Source organism: Streptococcus downii (genome assembly GCF_004353325.1).
Lineage (GTDB): Bacteria > Bacillota > Bacilli > Lactobacillales > Streptococcaceae > Streptococcus > Streptococcus downii.
The window spans coordinates 114,361-131,353 of record NZ_MZNX01000006.1; the positions used below are offsets into that span (position 1 = coordinate 114,361).

Genomic DNA, 16,993 nt, shown 5'->3' on the forward strand with positions numbered 1-16,993 from the left:
TCCTTCCTCCTAGTCTTCTAGATGAGCAAAGCCCATTTTATCACGAATTTTGTCATGCAAATCTGCAATGACCCCAGGTTTTTCAACTTTAGGAGCATTCTCATGAAGCAACCAAGTCTTAGCCCAGTGAGTATCAGAGACTGAAAACTTAGGAGCTTTCTCTTCAAAGTCAATTTGCATAGCATAATCTGAACGAAGGGCAAAGGCATCACCTTTCAACTCAGTATAAAGAGACGGTGGTGTTCCTGGGATAGAGTACAATTCCCCTTTATCATCAGCAAGCTGAGGCAAGCTAGACAAGAGACTCCAAGTATATGGATGGCGTGGGTCGTAGAAGACTTCCTCAACAGTTCCGTATTCTACAATTTCCCCAGCATACATAACTGCTACCTTATCCGCAATACTTGCTACCACACCAAGGTCATGGGTAATAAAGATAATGGTAAAATGGTACTCATTTTGCAAGGTTTTAAGCAAATCAATGATTTGCGCTTGAATGGTTACATCAAGAGCCGTTGTTGGCTCGTCACAGATCAAGATATCTGGACGACACGCAAGGGCAATCGCAATAACGATACGTTGGCGCATCCCTCCAGAATATTGGAAAGGATACTCGTCAAAACGTTTTTCAGCATCTGGAATTCCGACCTTGTTCATATAGTCGATTGCCATCTCTTTGGCTTCCTTAGCTGTTTTCCCTTGGTGTTTAACGATAACTTCAGTGATTTGGCTACCGATTGTATTGATTGGATCCAAACTTGTCATTGGATCTTGGAAGATGGTCGCAATTTTAGCACCACGGATTTTCTCCCATTCTTTGTTCGAAGTCAAGGCTGTCAAGTCTTGGCCACGATAGTCGATACTTCCTTGGGCAATACGTCCATTGTCTTCTAACATCCCTGTAAAGGTTTTTGTTAAAACAGATTTACCAGAACCTGACTCACCTACCAAGGCAAGAACTTCCCCTTCAATCAGATCCAGAGAAACTCCTCGGATAGCCGTCAGAACTTTGTCACGAACGTCAAATTCCACGACAATATCGCGAGCAGTCAAAATTACATTACTTTCTTTTGTCATGTCTACTCCTATCTATGTGTACGTGGATCACTAGCGTCCGCTAGGTTTTGACCAACAACGAAAAGAGATAGGGATACCAAGATCAAGGTTGTCAACGGAATCCAGAACAAGTAAGCGTTGGTCGTAACGTTTTGTGAGTAATCTGAGATCAAACGTCCCAAACTTGGCACTGTTACAGGTAATCCCAATCCAAAGAAGGAAAGGAAGGCTTCATAAGAGATGAAGCTTGGTAACATCAAGGTCATCGTAGAAACAATAACAGATACCAATTGCGGCATGATGTTTTTAACGATAATCTTAAAGGTTGGTGTTCCAAGTGTTTGAGAAGCAAGGTTGTATTCCAAATCACGGTAACGCATGATTTGGATACGAATCATATAAGCAATCCCAATCCAAGTTGTCACACTCATGGCAAAAATCAGATTCCAGAAACCAGCACCGATTGAGTAAGTCAAGACAATGACAATCAAGAGAGATGGAATGTTTGAAATAATGTTATAAACTTCCATCATGATGCGGTCTACAGATTTTGAAATTCCCCAGATTCCACCAACAATAACCCCAATTACAAGGTTGATAAAAGTTGCAATTACAGAGATGAGGATAGAGTTACGCGCACCAAACCAAACCCCATCAAACAAGGATTTACCATTGCTATCTGTACCAAACCAATGTTCAGCATTGGGCTTGATAAAACGAGCAGAAAAGTCATTGACCTTACTTACATCGTTAAAGTCAAAATCTGAGAACATTGGATAAATAAAGCTCATCAAGATAATGGCAACCAAAATCCCCAACATAATGACTGTTGATTTTTTCTTTAGAAATTGTCTAAATACAGAACCCCAGTATGAATAGGCAGGGGCGTCAATTGTTTCAGAGGCAAAATCGTCACGTTTTACGAACTGAAATTTTTCTTTTCCGATTGTTGACATTATTTGCCTCCTTTCTCTGTCAATTTAATACGTGGATCAAGCATCGTCATCCAGATATCTCCTACAAAGAGTGAGAAGATAGAAATACATGTGAAGATGAAGACGAGACCAACTACCATTGAGTTGTTGGATGCCTTAACAGAGTCGATCAACATTTTACCCATACCTGGGAAGGCGAAGACTGTTTCTGTCAATGTTGCACCACCAATAACTCCAATTACGGCACCAGGAATACCCGAAACCAAAGGAACCATGGCATTTTTAAAGATGTGTTTATTTGAAATTTCTTTTTCAGACAGTCCTTTTGCACGAGCAAATCGAACGAAATCTTGAGATTGCAAGTCGATCATGTAACGACGAATCCAGATAGCTGTACTTGGCGCTCCCAACAAACCTAGAATGACTGCAGGCAAGACATAGGAACGCCAATCCCCAGCACCCAAGATAGGGAATGAGTCTGGCAGACCGATAGATGATCCAATCAAGCGCACGATGTAAACCAAAGCGATCGTTGGAAGGGCAAGCAAGAAGGTTAGAGCACCTGTAGAGAAACTATCAATCCAAGTATTCTTGTGGCGAGCCATAGCAGATCCAAGAGGAATTGCGATAGCATAAGAAATAATCAAACCGATCAAACCAGCAACAGCTGAGCTTGCAATCATTGATGGATATTGATAATTGCTTTCTGTAGCTGTATATGGATCGTCTTTACCATAGTTAGCTACCTCACGCGCATCTGCTTGACTTGGTGACTTGTAGGTACGAGAGTAAATATCTACAGAGGAAGTCTTTTTACCCGTAGGGAATTGAACTTCTGATGTCTTGGTTTGTCCCTGACCCTGTGTGATAACTTGAAGCACTGGTGTGTTTGCATAAGTTGGGTAAGAGTCTCCCAAGTTAATGTTCACAAAGTTTTGGTGTACAAATGGGAATTGGTTATTGAAATACAAAAGGTATTTATGTTTTGTACCTGAACCAACCAATGACCAACCAATAGCAGGGTCATTTTCAAAACGAAGATAGCGTTCCAAGTTTGGATTTTCAGGGTCTTGAATCTTGTTTGTATGATCAATGTCGAGCAAGTTCGAGTAGAATTTGAAAACACGTTCAAAAATTGGAATTTCACGCGTAGCATAGAATTGACCACTTTCTGAGAATACACCGAGTGTCCAACCATTCCCTAGTTGGTTGATGTATTTTTCGTAGATTGCCTTATTAGTATCATTGGCATCAACTGTTACAGATGAGTCCATTGTGCTCGCTTTTTCTTGCAACTCCTTGGTATCGTAGTACTCGATATAGCCCATCCGCTCATAAACGGTATTTTCATAATTGTCCCGTTTATCTGGCGTCGTTGCAATCTTGTTATAGTTGGTATCCTGCTTGAAAATCAAGTTCCGAGGAACCATCGTATAGATAATTGTGTAGGTCAAGGTTGTCACCAAGAAAATAGACAACAATGAACGCAATACACGCATAAAAATATATTTCTTCATATCGTTTCCTTTTAAAATCCCAAAAGAACCTTCTCCTCATGGAGAGAAAGTTCTCTTGAGAGTTATTTATTTAACGTGATTAGCCAATTCTTTTTGAACTTTTTCGTTTGATTCTTTTTTCTCTTTGAGCCATTTTTCACGAGCTTGTTCATAGTCAGCTTTAGTTACAACCTTGTCTTGTAACTGAATATACTTGAAGTATACATCTGAGCCTTTATCTCCAGATTGAGTGAATGAAGCTGAGAATGGTACAACACGAGAAATGATAGGTGCAGCACCACTTGATGCCATAGCTGGCAAGAAGAGTGAGCTGTCTGTCAACCAAGCTTGGGCAGCTGCATATTTTTCATAACGAACATTCAAGTCGCTAGTTTCTTTCCCTGCTTCATCAACTAATTTATCATATTCTTTCAAACCTACTTGGGCAGCTGCAGCATTATCTGCGCCTTCGTAACCCATGTATGTTTTTGTTTGTTTAGCATTAGTTGTTTTCAAGATATCAAGGTAAGTTGATGGATCCTCGTAGTCTGGGTTCCATCCAACTGCCCCTGAGAGATCCCAATCTTCTGCCGCAGCATTTGCAGCATAGTAAGAGATATTATTAAACTCATCTTTAGAAACTTGTTGGATATCGATGACTACATTGTCTTCACCAAGTACTGTTTCAACTGATTGTTTGAAAGATTGGATACGTGCAATGTAGTTCTTAGCTGTTTGATCTACTGGAATATCCAAGTGGATAGGGAATTTCACACCTTCTGCTTCTAAAGCAGTTTTAGCTTTGGCAAATTCAGCTTTGGCTTTATCGGCATTGAAGAGACCATCTTGACCATCAGCAAAGTTTACGTTCTTCCATTCATCACCATAAGCAGCCATCTTTTCAGTTACCAAGTCACCGAAAGTTTTTTCACCTGCAGAGACAAACCCTGGTTTCACAAAGAGGTTACGAACAGCAAGGGGAGCTCCTTCTTTACCATTTATTTGTGCTGAATAAGAAGTACGGTCAAAGGCAAAGTTCAAGGCTTGACGGAAGTCCTTGTTAAGAAGAGCTTTCTTGGTAGAAGTCTTCTCTTCATCAGTTGTCTTCGAAGTGTATTTGTAGCCTTGACGGTCAATATTCACACCCAAACCACCAATACCAGGGCCAGCTGGTGTGTAGTAGATATTGTCCTTGTATGTTTCTTCTACTTTAGAGTAGTTTGAACTTGTTGGGTAAAGACGAGCATAGCTATAAGCTCCACTTGTAAAGTTACGTTCTATTGATTCTTGATCTGACCCATCATAGAAAGCAAGGGTTACTTTATCAATATGAACATTGTCTTTATCCCAATATTGTTCATTCTTAGCAAACTCGATAGAAGACTTAGCAGTCAACCCTTTCAGCAAGAATGGTCCATTGTAAAGCAATGATGTAGGGTCAGTTGCTTTAGCAAAGTCAGATCCTTTTGATTTTTCAAATTCTTCGTTCAATGGCCAGAAGATTGAATAAGCCATCTTAGAGTTCCAGTATGGCTCTGGTTGATTCAAGGTATACTCAAGAGTATAATCATCAACTGCTTTCACACCTACTGAAGAAAAGTCTTTTGTATTACCTGCCAAATAATCAGACAAACCTTTAACAGAATTTTCTGCTAGGTAAAGCGCTTCTGACTTGTTATCAGCTGCGTGTTTCAAACCATTTACAAAGTCTTTCGCTTTTACTTCAGCATACTCTTCGCCATCTGATGTAAACCATTTGACACCTTTACGAATTTTGTAGGTATAAGTCAAACCGTCTTTTGAAACTGACCAGTCTTCTGCAACTGCAGGAGTCAAATTCCCATATTTATCATTTGTAAAAAGACCATCAATACCATTTGAAGTGGCAACTTTAGTACTTTGTTTTCCTGAAATCAAGTAATCCAATGTTTCTGGGTCAGCTGAATAAACATAACCATAATTTTTTGGCGCTGTTGAATCAGATGATTTTGAAGAACCGCAAGCAGCTAAAACGCCAGTTGCCAATAGGGCAATTCCTGCTGCAACAAATACTCTACTTTTTTTCATATTGTTAACTCCTCTTAAAAAAATTTAGGTTTGTCATCAATTATATCATATATTATCTAAAAAGTAAACGAATTTTCAGAATATTTAGGCGTATACTCTCAAAAAACTTTCATCTGTCAAATTTCTACACTCTTTGTTTGCTATCTGGGTGATTAGAATGGCAAATTTACGGCCCGTAAAGACTGATTTTCAGACTTTCTCTCTCGGTTTTAAAGTCTGTCATAAAAAGGGAAAGTTTCCTAAATTGGATTTTCGTTTAAGAAACTATTGACGTAGAATCATTTTCAAGGTATAATAATAAACGTTGAGGCGGTATAGCCAAGTGGTAAGGCACGGCTCTGCAAAAGCTTGATCGTCGGTTCAAATCCGTCTACCGCCTTATAGTAAACCAAAAGACTCCCCGTGAGTCTTTTTTTTATAAATGGGAGCTTGGGCACCTGATGGTGTCTTAAGCTCCTTTATTCTGTTTCTTCTTCATTTTCTATTTCAGTGATTTGAACTTTCACCTTGGTAACACGTCCATTTTTCACCTTATCATTGGTCAGGACAATCTGCTTGTTTTGGCTAACCAGTTGGTAACTGATTTTCTCAGTTGTTGGAATCGTTCCAACACCCGTCAAATAATAACCGGCGATGGTATCCACATCATCGCTTTCTAGTTCGACACCAAAGTAGTTATTGAAGTCGTTAAGATTCATGGTTCCCTGTGCAATATAGGTGTCCTCACCGATTTGATGGACTTCGATTTCTGCTCGGTCTGTCTCGTCGTCAATTTCTCCGACAATCTCCTCCAGCAGGTCTTCCAGTGTGACCAGACCAGCCATACCACCATATTCATCGAGCAAAATGGCCATTTGTCTTTGGGTATTTCGAAGCTCTTTAAGGAGGTCATCCACAAAAATGGTTTCAGGGACAAAGAGTGGATCTTGTAAGATTCTCTTCCAGGCAATATTATCAAAACCGTCCACAAAGGCTGCCTTAAGAAGACTCTTGGTGTGAATAATCCCAATCACATTGTCCTTATCCCCATCATAAACTGGGATACGGGAAAAATTTTGTTTTAAAATACTTTGGATAATGGTTTGACTATCATCCTGAATATCCACCATAAAGGCATCTGTCCGAGGAACCATGACTTCTCTCGCCATCAGTTCATCTAGAGAGAAAATCCCTTGTAACATCTCGATTTCATCTGCATCCAAGGTCTCCTCACTCTTGGTCAACATATACTCAATTTCATCTCGAGTCATTTTTTCATCCGCATCATCAAAGGTCATTGGTGTTAAACGACTCAACAAATTGGTTGAAGCAGATAACAACCAGACAAAGGGACTGACAATCTTCCCAAGACCAATAATAATCGGAACAGAGCGAATAGCTAAGGCATCTTTTAGATTGAGGGCAATCCGTTTAGGATAGAGCTCACCAAAAACAATAGAGATGTAGGTCAAGAATGCCAAAGAGAGGAAACTTGCAATGGCATAAGCTGTTTCTCCGTTCCCCATCCAAGAGGCAATTACTTGTCCAAGTGTATCTGCCAGTTTTGCCCCTGACAAGATCGTGATCAAGGTAATACCGACTTGAATGGTTGATAAAAAGTGGTTAGGATTTTCAAGTACTTTTAACAAACGGACGTAACGTTTGTCTCCCTCTTCTGCCTTTTGCTCTACTCGGGAACGGTTTAATGACACCATAGCCATTTCTGTAGCTGAGAAAAAGGCATTTAAAAAGGTCAATACAACTAAAAGTACAAATTGCAGTAACAAATCCTGACTGCTCGGGTCTTCCATGGTCTTTCTCCTAAAATAGTATCTTGTGTTCCATTATATCATAAATCGGCCTAGGAATCACATTATTTTCTAATTTATACAATCGCTCCCTTATCACTAACGGACAAGGGAGCAATTTTTATTCCTTTAAATAGATTGGTTCTAGTTTGTCACCGTGACCTGACCTGTTCGATAATCAAGCTGGATGCCCTTTTGAACATTTGGAATCAGGACGTTGAACTCCAATTCGCCATCCGAAGACTTGGCTTCAATTTGTGAAGCAGATGGAACCAAATCCTCATTTGTAGCATAGTGGAGAGTTACCCGATAACGGACTCTCTTATTCTGGTCTAAGGCTTTCCTAACCAAACTCTCATAGTAGTTCTGCCCTGTCGAATCTTCAGCCTGAGCTTGATTAGCCCAAGCCGTCTGAACTGCAATGTTCTTGGGATTGCTAGTAGAAGCATCAAAGCCATCTAATCCACCTATCAAGGCATAACCCAACAAGTGCCCCCTATCTACTGCGTGCGTATAGGTTCCCTTTAGATTTTTAACCTGATGCCATCCCGGCGGAGTCCAAGAGGTTGAGCCATTGCCTGTTTCTTCACGATTTTTGTACTGACGAGTCGCTTTGGATAAGAGAGCATTGGCAACCGTTGGGACGGTCTCTTTCCCGACTGGTTTTGTTTTATTATCCGCGTAAGGTTTGCTAGAAACTTTGGCATCTAGATTGGTTTTATTGCCGTTGACGACAAAGGCACCTGCCCCATTCCACTCAAGACCACCCTTAATTTGGTTTTTGATTGACTCAGTTAAGACACTTTCAGCCAACTCCTGACTAGGAGCCTCTGAAGCTTGTTTTTTCTGACTAACTTTGGTTTTGGGGGTATTTGGTGCCAGCTGCATCTGCTTGATATAGTAGCTTCCAGCAGCCAAGAGTAAGAATATAAGTAATCCTATTAGAGCCTGTCTTGTTTTTTTGTTCATATCTCTCCTTATATCTCTAGAAAAAGACTGGTCTCCCAGTCTAATTTCCTGTAAATTTGCTAATCAATTCCTGCCACTTTGCTGGAGACAAGATAGCCCATGGATCCTGTCCCTTTCCAAGGATGCCATAGCCAACCATCAAGCCGATTCCTAAAGCAAGAAAGCCTAGCAATAGTACGATAAAAATCAACAGTAAGCGACGGAGTACATAGCGTAAGTTTTTATTCTTCATCATTTACCTCGATTCGCTGAATCTTCGCTCCTAGCTGAGCTAACTTTTCATGGAAACGGTAGTAACCTCTGTCAAGGTGGACTAATTTACCAACAACTGTCTCACCTTGCGCTACCAAACCTGTCAGAATTAAGGCCGCACTGGCACGAAGGTCCGTTGAGAGAACTTCTGCCCCCTGTAAAGCCTGTCCCCCAACAATACGAGCTGTGTCACGGATAATCTCTGAGTGCAAGCCCATACGGCGCATTTCCTCCAAGTGTTGGAAGCGATTCTCAAACACAGTTTCCACCATGGTGGATTCCCCTTTTGCGACTGTCATCAGAGCTGTAAATTGAGCCTGCATATCTGTCGGGAATCCTGGGTGTGGTAAAGTTTTTACATGAACAGCCTTGAGAGTTTCAAGTTGAGAACGGACACGGATGCCTTCTGACTCCTCTGTCACTTCAACTCCCATTTCAAGGAGTTTAGCAATCAAGGGACGATTATGTTCCCAAACTGCATCTCGAATGAGGATATCTCCACCTGTCATAGCTGCAGCCACCATAAAGGTTCCAGCTTCGATACGGTCCTGTACGACACTGTGAGTCGTACCATGGAGTTCCTCGACACCAGTTACTGTGATTGTTTCAGTACCAGCTCCCTTGACCTTGGCTCCCATTTCATTGAGGAGAATAGCTAAGTCAACGATTTCTGGCTCACGCGCAGCATTTTCAATGACAGTCATACCGTCAGCTAGAGTTGCTGCCATCATAAGGTTTTGTGTTGCACCGACACTAGGGAAGTCCATGTAGATATGAGCGCCATGCAAGCGTTCTGCCTTGGCTTCGATGTAACCAGCTGTCTGGCTAATCTTAGCTCCCATAGCTTCCAAGCCCTTGAGGTGGAGATCGATTGGACGACTCCCAATGGTGCAACCACCTGGCATGGATACCTTAGCATGACCTACACGAGCAAGGATTGGTCCCAAAACAACGATTGATGCCCGCATCTTGCTGACATATTTGTAAGGAGCCTCCTCCGTGATGTCACCAGTCGCATCGACCTCGATGATATGGGCTTCCTCATCAAAATCAACCTTGGCATTCAGACCACGAACCACTTGATTCATGGTGAAAACATCTGACAAGATCGGGACATTCTGCAAGACTGTCTTACCCTTGCTTGCTAGAATAGTCGCTGCCAACAAGGGCAAGACTGCATTCTTTGCTCCCTCGATCGTCACACTCCCGACCAGACGATTATCCCCGCCTTGAACCACAATTTTTTCCATAGTTGTTTCCTTTACTTTTGATTTTATAATAGTCCTCTAAGCGCTTCTTGCCACAGTTGGTACAAACTGATAAAGAATGAACTTAAGATGTAGCCCATTACAATACTAAAGAAACCTACCAACAAACGAACTTTTTTTGCGTTAGCAGCAGTTACTTTTAACACCTTTTCCCATCTCACAAGATCCTTCAAAAGGTAAAAACTCAAATAAATAAAGAGTATATGACTACTTAGGGTGAATAATAATTGAACCATTTGACTATTATACCATCTTATCCGCTTGCGCGCTAGTTTTCGATTTTTCTACGGATTAGGGATTGTTTTTAAGGTAATCAATCGCATCCTGCAAGGTTTTAACAGGAACGATTTTCATCTCTGTCTTGATTGTTTTAGCAGCTTCTAGGGCTGTTTCATAGTTGCTTTTCGCATTGGGATCTGCTTTTTTCGCTTCCTCGGTGACTGGATTGTCAGGAGCAAAAAAGACGTTCGCTCCCTGACGAGAGGCTGCAACTACTTTTTTGTCAATTCCACCAATGTCGCCAACATTTCCGTCCCGATCAATAGTTCCCGTTCCCGCAACGATACGACCATTACGAAGGCCTGGATCTGCTATCTGGGTGTAGATAGCTAGACTAAACATGAGACCTGCACTCGGCCCGCCAATACCAGCTGTGGAGAAACGAATTGGAACATCACTTGTCACTTCCGTACGGTCAATCAAGCCAATCCCAATCCCGTTTTTCCCGTTTTCGAGAGTGATAATTTTACCTTCAGCAGTCTTAACTTTTCCGTCTTCTTCGTAGGTTACCTTGACTGGATCTCCTAATTTTTGAGAGTTGACATAATCAACTAAGTCTTTGGAACTATCAAAGGTCTTATCATTAACAGCCGTCACGGTATCCGCAATGTTCAGAATACCCTTAAAAGTTGAATTGTCCGTCACGGTTAAGACATAAACTCCCAGGTACTTGAGTTCGATATCCTTACCAGCCGTCTTCAAACCTTGATACTTAGCCATGTTTTGGGATGTTTGCATATAGAACTGATTGATCCGCATAAACTCTGCATCCGTAGAACCACCCGTTGTCTCCTTGGCACTTCTAATATCCGTAAATGGTGTTAACCAAGCATAGACAAGATGCGACAGGGTCGCATGTCGAATACCGACTGTTACAAACTGGTAAGCTCCTGCTTCTGTATCTTCTGTTTCATTGACTTTTAAAACTTGGCGAATATCTTCCGCTCCACCTGGAACTTCTATGTAGTAAGGTAAAGGTACTACAAAGGCTAAAAAAGTCAATACTAGTGCTAGGATGACATATAAGGGCCATCTAGTTTTTTTCTTCATGTTCTAATTCCTCCACAACACTGTTTGGGACATATTGCTGAATCTCCTGACCAAACTTCAGAAGTTCTCTCATAGCTGAAGAGCTAATATAAAGATGCTCTGGGCGACTATATAGGTAAATGGTTTCGATTTCTGGAGCCAGTTGATGATTGTAGTAATCAAAACTAGACTCGTATTGTAAGTCGGTTGCATTCCGCAAGCCACGGACAAGAGTTTTAGCTCCCAGTTTTCTTGCAACATCAACAACTAATTGGTCGTGAGAAGCTAGGACCTCTACATTTTCTAAATGCGCTACGGCTTTTTCAACTGCTCGTTTGCGATTTTCAACAGGGAGAAAACCTTGTTTGTGGGGATTGTAGAAAACCCCAACATAGAGCTTATCAAAGAGTTTACTGGCACGTTCAATGATATCCAGATGTCCATTTGTCATCGGATCAAATGAACCTGTAAATAATCCAATTTTATCTGACATAGACTGTCACCTTACTAATCCCATATATTTTTTCCTTCCAGATGCCTAAGCAGGCAATTTCTTCTGGAAGTTCTACAGACTTATCGGTTTCGCAGACAACCATGATCTCTTGGGAGAAGAGATTTCTTTCTGCCATTTTTTCGATATCTGCAACGATTTGTTCTTTTGCATAGGGAGGGTCTAAAAAGACCAGATCAAATGTCCCTCCGACTTGTTCTAGAGCACGGTCAGCTTCCATCTTTAAGAGCTGAAATTTGGAAATTTCCTTAGTCATATTGATATTTTCAGCGATAACTGCTTGGGCCTTTCGATCCCGTTCCACTAAGACAGCACTGGACATCCCTCTTGACACAGCTTCAATAGACAGACCGCCGCTGCCAGCATAGAGATCCAAGACACGACCACCCTCAAAATAAGGACCAATCATGTTAAAGACAGCTCCTCTCACCTTATCAGATGTCGGCCTCGTCGTCTTTCCTTCTAGCGTCTTGAGAGGACGCCCCCCATAGATTCCTGATACGATTTTCATATCGTTTATTATACCAAATTATAGACAAAAAGAGAAAGAAAACCGAACCTTACGGTTCGATTCTCTACAAAATATTTTCGTACGTATCGCGAACTTCTTGAGGCCAGACACTGGTCTGAACCTCTCCGATGTGTTTCTTACGAAGAAGGAACATGGCCATACGAGACTGTCCGATACCCCCACCGATTGTCAGTGGGAAAAGGCCGTTAAGCAGAGCTTTATGCCATTCCAACTCCAGACGATCTTCGTCTCCTGTAAGAGCCACTTGGCGACGGAGGGTATCCTCATCTACCCGAATCCCCATTGATGAAAGTTCAAAGGCACAACCAAGAGATTCGTTCCAAACGAGAATATCGCCATTCAACCCCTTGTAACCATTTTCAGACTCTGTTGTCCAGTCATCGTAGTCAGGCGCACGGCCATCATGAGGTTTGCCATCAGGCAACTCGCCACCGATACCAATCAAGAAGACTGCACCAAACTCTTTACAGATTTCATTTTCACGCTCTTTTGGTGTCAAGTCTGGGTAACGTTCTACCAACTCTTCTGTATGGATAAAGGTGATTTGTTTTGGCAAGATCGATTCGATATCATAGCGAGCTTCTACTGCTAGCTCTGTCAGACGAATAGCCTTGTAAATCTTTTCAACCGTTTCTTTAAGATAAGCGATATTGCGTTGTCCGTTTGGAATCACTTTTTCCCAGTCCCACTGGTCTACATAAACAGAGTGGGTCGCATCAAGTGAATCTTCGTCTGGACGAAGGGCCTTCATGTGAACAAATAGACCCTCACCCTCACCGAAACTAAAACGAGCCAAGGTATGGCGTTTCCATTTAGCAAGTGAATGAACGACCTCGTAGGTTTCATCTGGAATTTGCAAGACCTTCACAGTTACTGCATTTTCAACACCTGAAAGGTTATCCTGCATCCCATCGCCGACCCTACTCAAGATAGGACCTTGAACTTCGACAACTTCTAACTTATCTTTCAAATACTGGGTAAAGGTGTTTTTGACAAAGGAAATTTCTTCTTGTTGCTGGATAAAACTTTTCTTCATAAGCTACTCCTCAAAAAATTAATTAAAAGCATTATACACCTATTTCCAAGAAAAGAAAAGAATAAATAAGAAAAAGTCAGTGCTCTTTCGAACACTGACTCTATAGATTTTTAATCGTTCCGACCAAAGATTCGTAAAATGCTAAGGAAGAGGTTGATAAAGTCTAGGTAAATGCTGAGTGCCATTGAGATGATCCAACCTGTCGCTACTTGTCCTCGTGACTGCTCATAAACATAGCGAATCTTTTGATTATCCCAAGCAATCAAACCAGAGAAAACCAAGACCATGGCAATACTAATCATGTAGTCAAAGAAGCTATTGGCTAAAAATAGATTCACAACCATGGCAATGATGAGACCAACAAGCGCCGCCATCAAAGCTCGTCCCATTCCACTCAAATCCTTCTTGGTGAAAATCCCGATTGCCGCCATGACAAAGAAGAGAAGAGCGCTGGATACAAAGGCTGACAAAACTGTTCCCGGTGTATAGAAGGCTACGACAAAGCTAAGGGTGAAGCCATTCAGTAGGGAGTATACTAGAAATACTGGCAGAGCTGCTGGGCTATTTTTTGCAGCCATGCTACTTGCAACAAATACCAGAGCAAGTTCTGCAAAAGTTGCAATCATCAACCAGAGACGGCCATGCATTAAAAAGTAAGTCAATTGAGTCTGAAAGACTGTCAACATCAAAGCTGACACCAGAGCTGATAGTCCAATTCCAATCCCTACAAAGGCATAAACCTTAGCGTAAAATTGATTGAGACCTGAACGTTCTTGAATAATTGTTTGATTCATTCTGATTCTCCTTTTTCTATAACTATATCTTGATTATAACAAAGTTTTTTTAAATTAGCTGAAATAAAACATCAAAATGCCTGCGGCAACTGCCACATTGAGACTCTCTGCTCGACCTTTCATACCAATATGGACCAGCTGATTGGCACTTTCAGCCATGATAGGACTAATCCCCTGTCCTTCATTCCCCATGACTAAAGCAAAGTCTTCTAGGGGAGAAAGCTCACGATAATCCTTGGAATCTCTCGATAAGGTCGTTGCCAGAATGGGCATAGCAGTCTTCTTAGTCTCTTCTATAAAGGAAGCAAGAGACATACGATAGATGGGCAAGTGAAAATGACTTGCTTGCATGGAACGCAGGGTCTTAAGACTGTAGATATCTGCTGACTTGTCTGAAACAATGACCCCTGTAAAACCTGCAGCATCCGCAGTCCGAATCATGGTACCCACATTACCAGGATCTTGGACATCTTCTAAAAATAGAAACTTACCCTGACTAAAATCAGGCAGCCCCACTTCTTCTTTTTGAATAACTGCGACAATGCCTTGAGGGGTTTGCGTATCTGCTAAATCCAGCAAAATCTCCTCTGAAACCCAGATAGTTTGAGGAAAGGCAGCTAGCTGATCTCGGTAACTTTCTAGGGCAAAGATCTTTTCAATCGTCACTCCAGCTTGAACAGCTTCTTCAAATAAGTGCCAACCTTCAATCAAATAGGCAGACTTTCGATATTTTTTTTGATGCAATTTCTTGGCATTTTTTACCACTGAATTGGCTTTTGAGGTTATAATAGTCATAGAAATATTATAACACAATCAAAGGGGTTTAGTATGCAAAAGGTTAGAATGATTGCCCAAGGCAGGGTGCAGGGTGTTGGTTTCCGTTGGGGTGTTGTTACTCTAGCGCTTGAAATCGGTGGCATCACTGGTCGTGTCTGGAATAACGACGATGGTACAGTAGAAATTCTCGCTCAGGCAGAGTCCTCCGCCACTATGGCAAAATTTATCCAAGAAATCCGTAAAGGACCAACGCCTTTTTCAAAAGTTACCTATCTAGATGTGCAAATGAGCAACTTTTCATCCTATTCAGACTTCAAAGTCGCAAATTAGGTCTCCAGAACTATTGTATATTTTACAAAAAAACAGTAGAATAGAAAGGTATAATTTTTAAAGAAGGAATGAAAACATTGAAATCTATTAAACGTTTTGCCCTCTCTGCTATGGGAGTGGCTATGCTACTCGTCTTGACAGGCTGTGTCCAAGTAGACAAAGCAACAGGACAACCCACAGGATTGATTTGGAATACCATCGGAGCACCTATGGCTGAGGCTATCAAGTACTTTGCCAACGACCAGGGTCTTGGTTTTGGTGTCGCTATTATCATCGTAACCATTATTGTGCGTTTGATTATCTTGCCACTTGGTATCTACCAATCATGGAAGGCAACGCTTCACTCTGAAAAGATGAATGCTCTCAAACATGTGCTCGAACCACATCAAACACGCCTTAAAGAGGCAACAACTCAGGAAGAAAAACTAGAAGCACAACAGGCTCTCTTTGCTGCTCAGAAAGAACACGGCATCAGCATGTTCGGTGGTGTAGGTTGTTTCCCTATCCTCATTCAAATGCCTTTCTTCTCTGCTATCTACTTTGCAGCCCAGTATACTGATGGGGTAGCTAGTTCTACCTTCTTGGGTATCAATCTTGGTTCACCAAGTCTGCTCCTTGTCGCCTTCGCTGGTATCCTCTACTATCTCCAATCACTCCTTTCACTTCACGGAGTAGAAGACGAGATGCAAAGAGATCAACTCAAGAAAATGATTTACATGAGCCCACTCATGATTGTCGTCTTCTCCCTCTTCGCACCAGCCAGTGTGACACTTTACTGGGTTGTCGGTGGTTTCATGATGATTCTTCAACAGTTTATCGTCAACTATGTCGTTCGCCCAAAACTTCGTCAAAAAGTACGTGAAGAATACGAAAAGAACCCTCCGAAAGTCAGCCCTTCTGCAGGTACAAGAAAAGATGTAACTCCTAAGCAGCCTCAGGCTATCACAACCAATAAGAAGCATAAAAAACGCAATGCTGGAAAACAACATTCTAGAAAATAAGAAAAAGGCTTAGCTGAAAGGCTAAGTCCTTTTGCATCACAAAAGCCCGATGTTCCCATCAGGCTTCTTTTTTATCCATGAACACGTTTCATGTAGTCTTGGTAACTTTCTGTATCCATCAATTCCTTGGCATTCTTGACACGGTCTGCTGTTGGAGGTTTGACCCCTTCGAGCGAATAAGGAATACCAAGTTCACGCCACTTGAATTCTCCCATAGTGTGATAAGGTAGGATTTCAAACTTGTCAACATTTTTGAGGGTCTTGACAAACTTACCGAGTTCGATCAAGTCCTCATCTCTGTCTGTCAAACCTGGAACCAGCACGTGGCGAATCCAAACAGGCTTCCCAATATCTGATAGGTACTGGGCACAGGCCAAAATGTTCTTATTGGTTTGGCTGGTTACAATCTTGTGCTGTTCTTCGTTGATTTCCTTGATATCCAAGAGAACCAAATCTGTCACAGCCATGAGTTTATTAAACTTTTCGAGATAACGTGGTGTGTTACGGAAAGGAAGGGCACAGGTGTCCAAGGTGCAGTGGATTCCTTTTTCCTTAGCCTTGGTAAAAAAGGCAATCAAGAAATCAATCTGCAAGAGAGCCTCTCCACCACTGACAGTAATTCCTCCCTTGTCTCCCCAGAAGCCACGATAGCGAAGGGCTTCGGTCAAAACATCGTCTACTGTCCGTTCGCGTGATTTATTGGTCTCCATAGCCCATGTATCAGGGTTATGGCAGTACTGGCAACGCATGTGACAGCCCTGCAAAAAGACAATAAAACGAATCCCAGGGCCATCTACCGCCCCAAAACTCTCTGTCGAATGCACCATTCCTGTCACTTGTCCATAGTCAATTGTTTCTTCAGACATATCGTCAC

At 41.8% G+C, this 16,993-nt stretch carries 18 protein-coding genes and 1 tRNA gene; 3 read left to right on the forward strand and 16 right to left on the reverse strand.

Annotated elements, in window-relative coordinates; translation table 11 throughout:
* Positions 1-9: 9 nt before the first annotated feature.
* The 4 genes from E2R31_RS02375 to E2R31_RS02390 all read right to left on the reverse strand — a co-directional run bounded on the left by E2R31_RS02375 (position 10) and on the right by E2R31_RS02390 (position 5,554).
* Positions 10-1,077: an ABC transporter ATP-binding protein gene (locus tag E2R31_RS02375; protein WP_132972657.1), complete on the reverse strand. Its 1,068-nt coding sequence runs from the start codon at positions 1,075-1,077 to the stop codon at positions 10-12.
* Between the two features lie 8 nt (positions 1,078-1,085).
* A complete protein-coding gene (oppC, locus tag E2R31_RS02380) occupies positions 1,086-2,012 on the reverse strand; it encodes an oligopeptide ABC transporter permease OppC (protein WP_045593584.1) in 927 nt (308 codons plus the stop codon).
* On the reverse strand, positions 2,012-3,508 hold the full coding sequence (locus E2R31_RS02385) for an ABC transporter permease (RefSeq protein WP_132972659.1): 1,497 nt from the start codon (positions 3,506-3,508) through the stop codon (positions 2,012-2,014). The genes oppC and E2R31_RS02385 overlap by 1 nt, the downstream gene beginning before the upstream one ends.
* A 66-nt stretch (positions 3,509-3,574) precedes the next feature.
* A complete protein-coding gene (locus E2R31_RS02390; RefSeq protein WP_132972662.1) occupies positions 3,575-5,554 on the reverse strand; it encodes a peptide ABC transporter substrate-binding protein in 1,980 nt (659 codons plus the stop codon).
* A gap of 308 nt (positions 5,555-5,862) precedes the next feature.
* Between E2R31_RS02390 and E2R31_RS02395 the strand changes: the two genes are divergently transcribed.
* A tRNA-Cys gene (locus E2R31_RS02395) sits at positions 5,863-5,933 on the forward strand.
* A 79-nt stretch (positions 5,934-6,012) separates the two neighbouring features.
* Here E2R31_RS02395 and E2R31_RS02400 read toward each other — a convergent pair.
* The 11 genes from E2R31_RS02400 to E2R31_RS02450 all read right to left on the reverse strand — a co-directional run bounded on the left by E2R31_RS02400 (position 6,013) and on the right by E2R31_RS02450 (position 14,806).
* Entirely contained in the window at positions 6,013-7,344 is a 1,332-nt protein-coding gene (locus E2R31_RS02400) for a hemolysin family protein (RefSeq protein WP_129326393.1), read from the reverse strand.
* Between the two features lie 141 nt (positions 7,345-7,485).
* Complete coding sequence (locus E2R31_RS02405) at positions 7,486-8,310, reverse strand: DNA/RNA non-specific endonuclease (protein WP_129326392.1); 825 nt, start codon at positions 8,308-8,310, stop codon at positions 7,486-7,488.
* Positions 8,311-8,350: 40 nt separating this feature from the next.
* Positions 8,351-8,545 (reverse strand): DNA-directed RNA polymerase subunit beta, encoded by a 195-nt coding sequence (locus E2R31_RS02410; protein WP_000977280.1) that lies wholly within the window; start codon positions 8,543-8,545, stop codon positions 8,351-8,353.
* The gene (gene murA / locus E2R31_RS02415; RefSeq protein WP_132972664.1) at positions 8,532-9,812 is read right to left on the reverse strand and encodes a UDP-N-acetylglucosamine 1-carboxyvinyltransferase; all 1,281 of its coding nucleotides are present in this window, start codon (positions 9,810-9,812) and stop codon (positions 8,532-8,534) included. Before murA ends, E2R31_RS02410 begins: the two co-directional genes overlap by 14 nt.
* Before the next feature lie 23 nt (positions 9,813-9,835).
* Positions 9,836-10,066, reverse strand: a complete 231-nt coding sequence (locus E2R31_RS02420; protein WP_125827896.1) for a DUF1146 family protein — start codon at positions 10,064-10,066, stop codon at positions 9,836-9,838.
* 55 nt (positions 10,067-10,121) lie between these two features.
* Entirely contained in the window at positions 10,122-11,159 is a 1,038-nt protein-coding gene (locus tag E2R31_RS02425) for a SepM family pheromone-processing serine protease (RefSeq protein ID WP_125827897.1), read from the reverse strand.
* Positions 11,143-11,631 (reverse strand): pantetheine-phosphate adenylyltransferase, encoded by a 489-nt coding sequence (gene coaD, locus E2R31_RS02430; protein ID WP_129326390.1) that lies wholly within the window; start codon positions 11,629-11,631, stop codon positions 11,143-11,145. The genes E2R31_RS02425 and coaD overlap by 17 nt, the downstream gene beginning before the upstream one ends.
* The gene (gene rsmD, locus E2R31_RS02435; protein WP_125827898.1) at positions 11,621-12,160 is read right to left on the reverse strand and encodes a 16S rRNA (guanine(966)-N(2))-methyltransferase RsmD; all 540 of its coding nucleotides are present in this window, start codon (positions 12,158-12,160) and stop codon (positions 11,621-11,623) included. The genes coaD and rsmD overlap by 11 nt, the downstream gene beginning before the upstream one ends.
* A gap of 64 nt (positions 12,161-12,224) precedes the next feature.
* The gene (gene asnA / locus E2R31_RS02440) at positions 12,225-13,217 is read right to left on the reverse strand and encodes an aspartate--ammonia ligase (RefSeq protein ID WP_129326389.1); all 993 of its coding nucleotides are present in this window, start codon (positions 13,215-13,217) and stop codon (positions 12,225-12,227) included.
* Positions 13,218-13,327: 110 nt separating this feature from the next.
* Positions 13,328-14,011 carry a Bax inhibitor-1/YccA family protein gene (locus E2R31_RS02445; RefSeq protein ID WP_129326388.1) on the reverse strand — a complete coding sequence of 228 codons (684 nt, stop codon included), beginning with the start codon at positions 14,009-14,011 and terminating at the stop codon, positions 13,328-13,330.
* A 54-nt stretch (positions 14,012-14,065) separates the two neighbouring features.
* A complete protein-coding gene (locus tag E2R31_RS02450; protein WP_132972666.1) occupies positions 14,066-14,806 on the reverse strand; it encodes a TrmH family RNA methyltransferase in 741 nt (246 codons plus the stop codon).
* Between the two features lie 33 nt (positions 14,807-14,839).
* On the opposite strand from E2R31_RS02450, the gene E2R31_RS02455 reads away from it, so the two are divergent.
* Positions 14,840-15,118, forward strand: a complete 279-nt coding sequence (locus E2R31_RS02455) for an acylphosphatase (protein WP_001174610.1) — start codon at positions 14,840-14,842, stop codon at positions 15,116-15,118.
* A gap of 77 nt (positions 15,119-15,195) precedes the next feature.
* The gene (yidC, locus tag E2R31_RS02460; RefSeq protein WP_129326420.1) at positions 15,196-16,119 is read left to right on the forward strand and encodes a membrane protein insertase YidC; all 924 of its coding nucleotides are present in this window, start codon (positions 15,196-15,198) and stop codon (positions 16,117-16,119) included.
* 71 nt (positions 16,120-16,190) lie between these two features.
* Here yidC and pflA read toward each other — a convergent pair whose 3' ends face one another.
* Positions 16,191-16,985 carry a pyruvate formate-lyase-activating protein gene (pflA, locus tag E2R31_RS02465; RefSeq protein ID WP_132972668.1) on the reverse strand — a complete coding sequence of 265 codons (795 nt, stop codon included), beginning with the start codon at positions 16,983-16,985 and terminating at the stop codon, positions 16,191-16,193.
* Between the last annotated feature and the right edge of the window lie 8 nt (positions 16,986-16,993).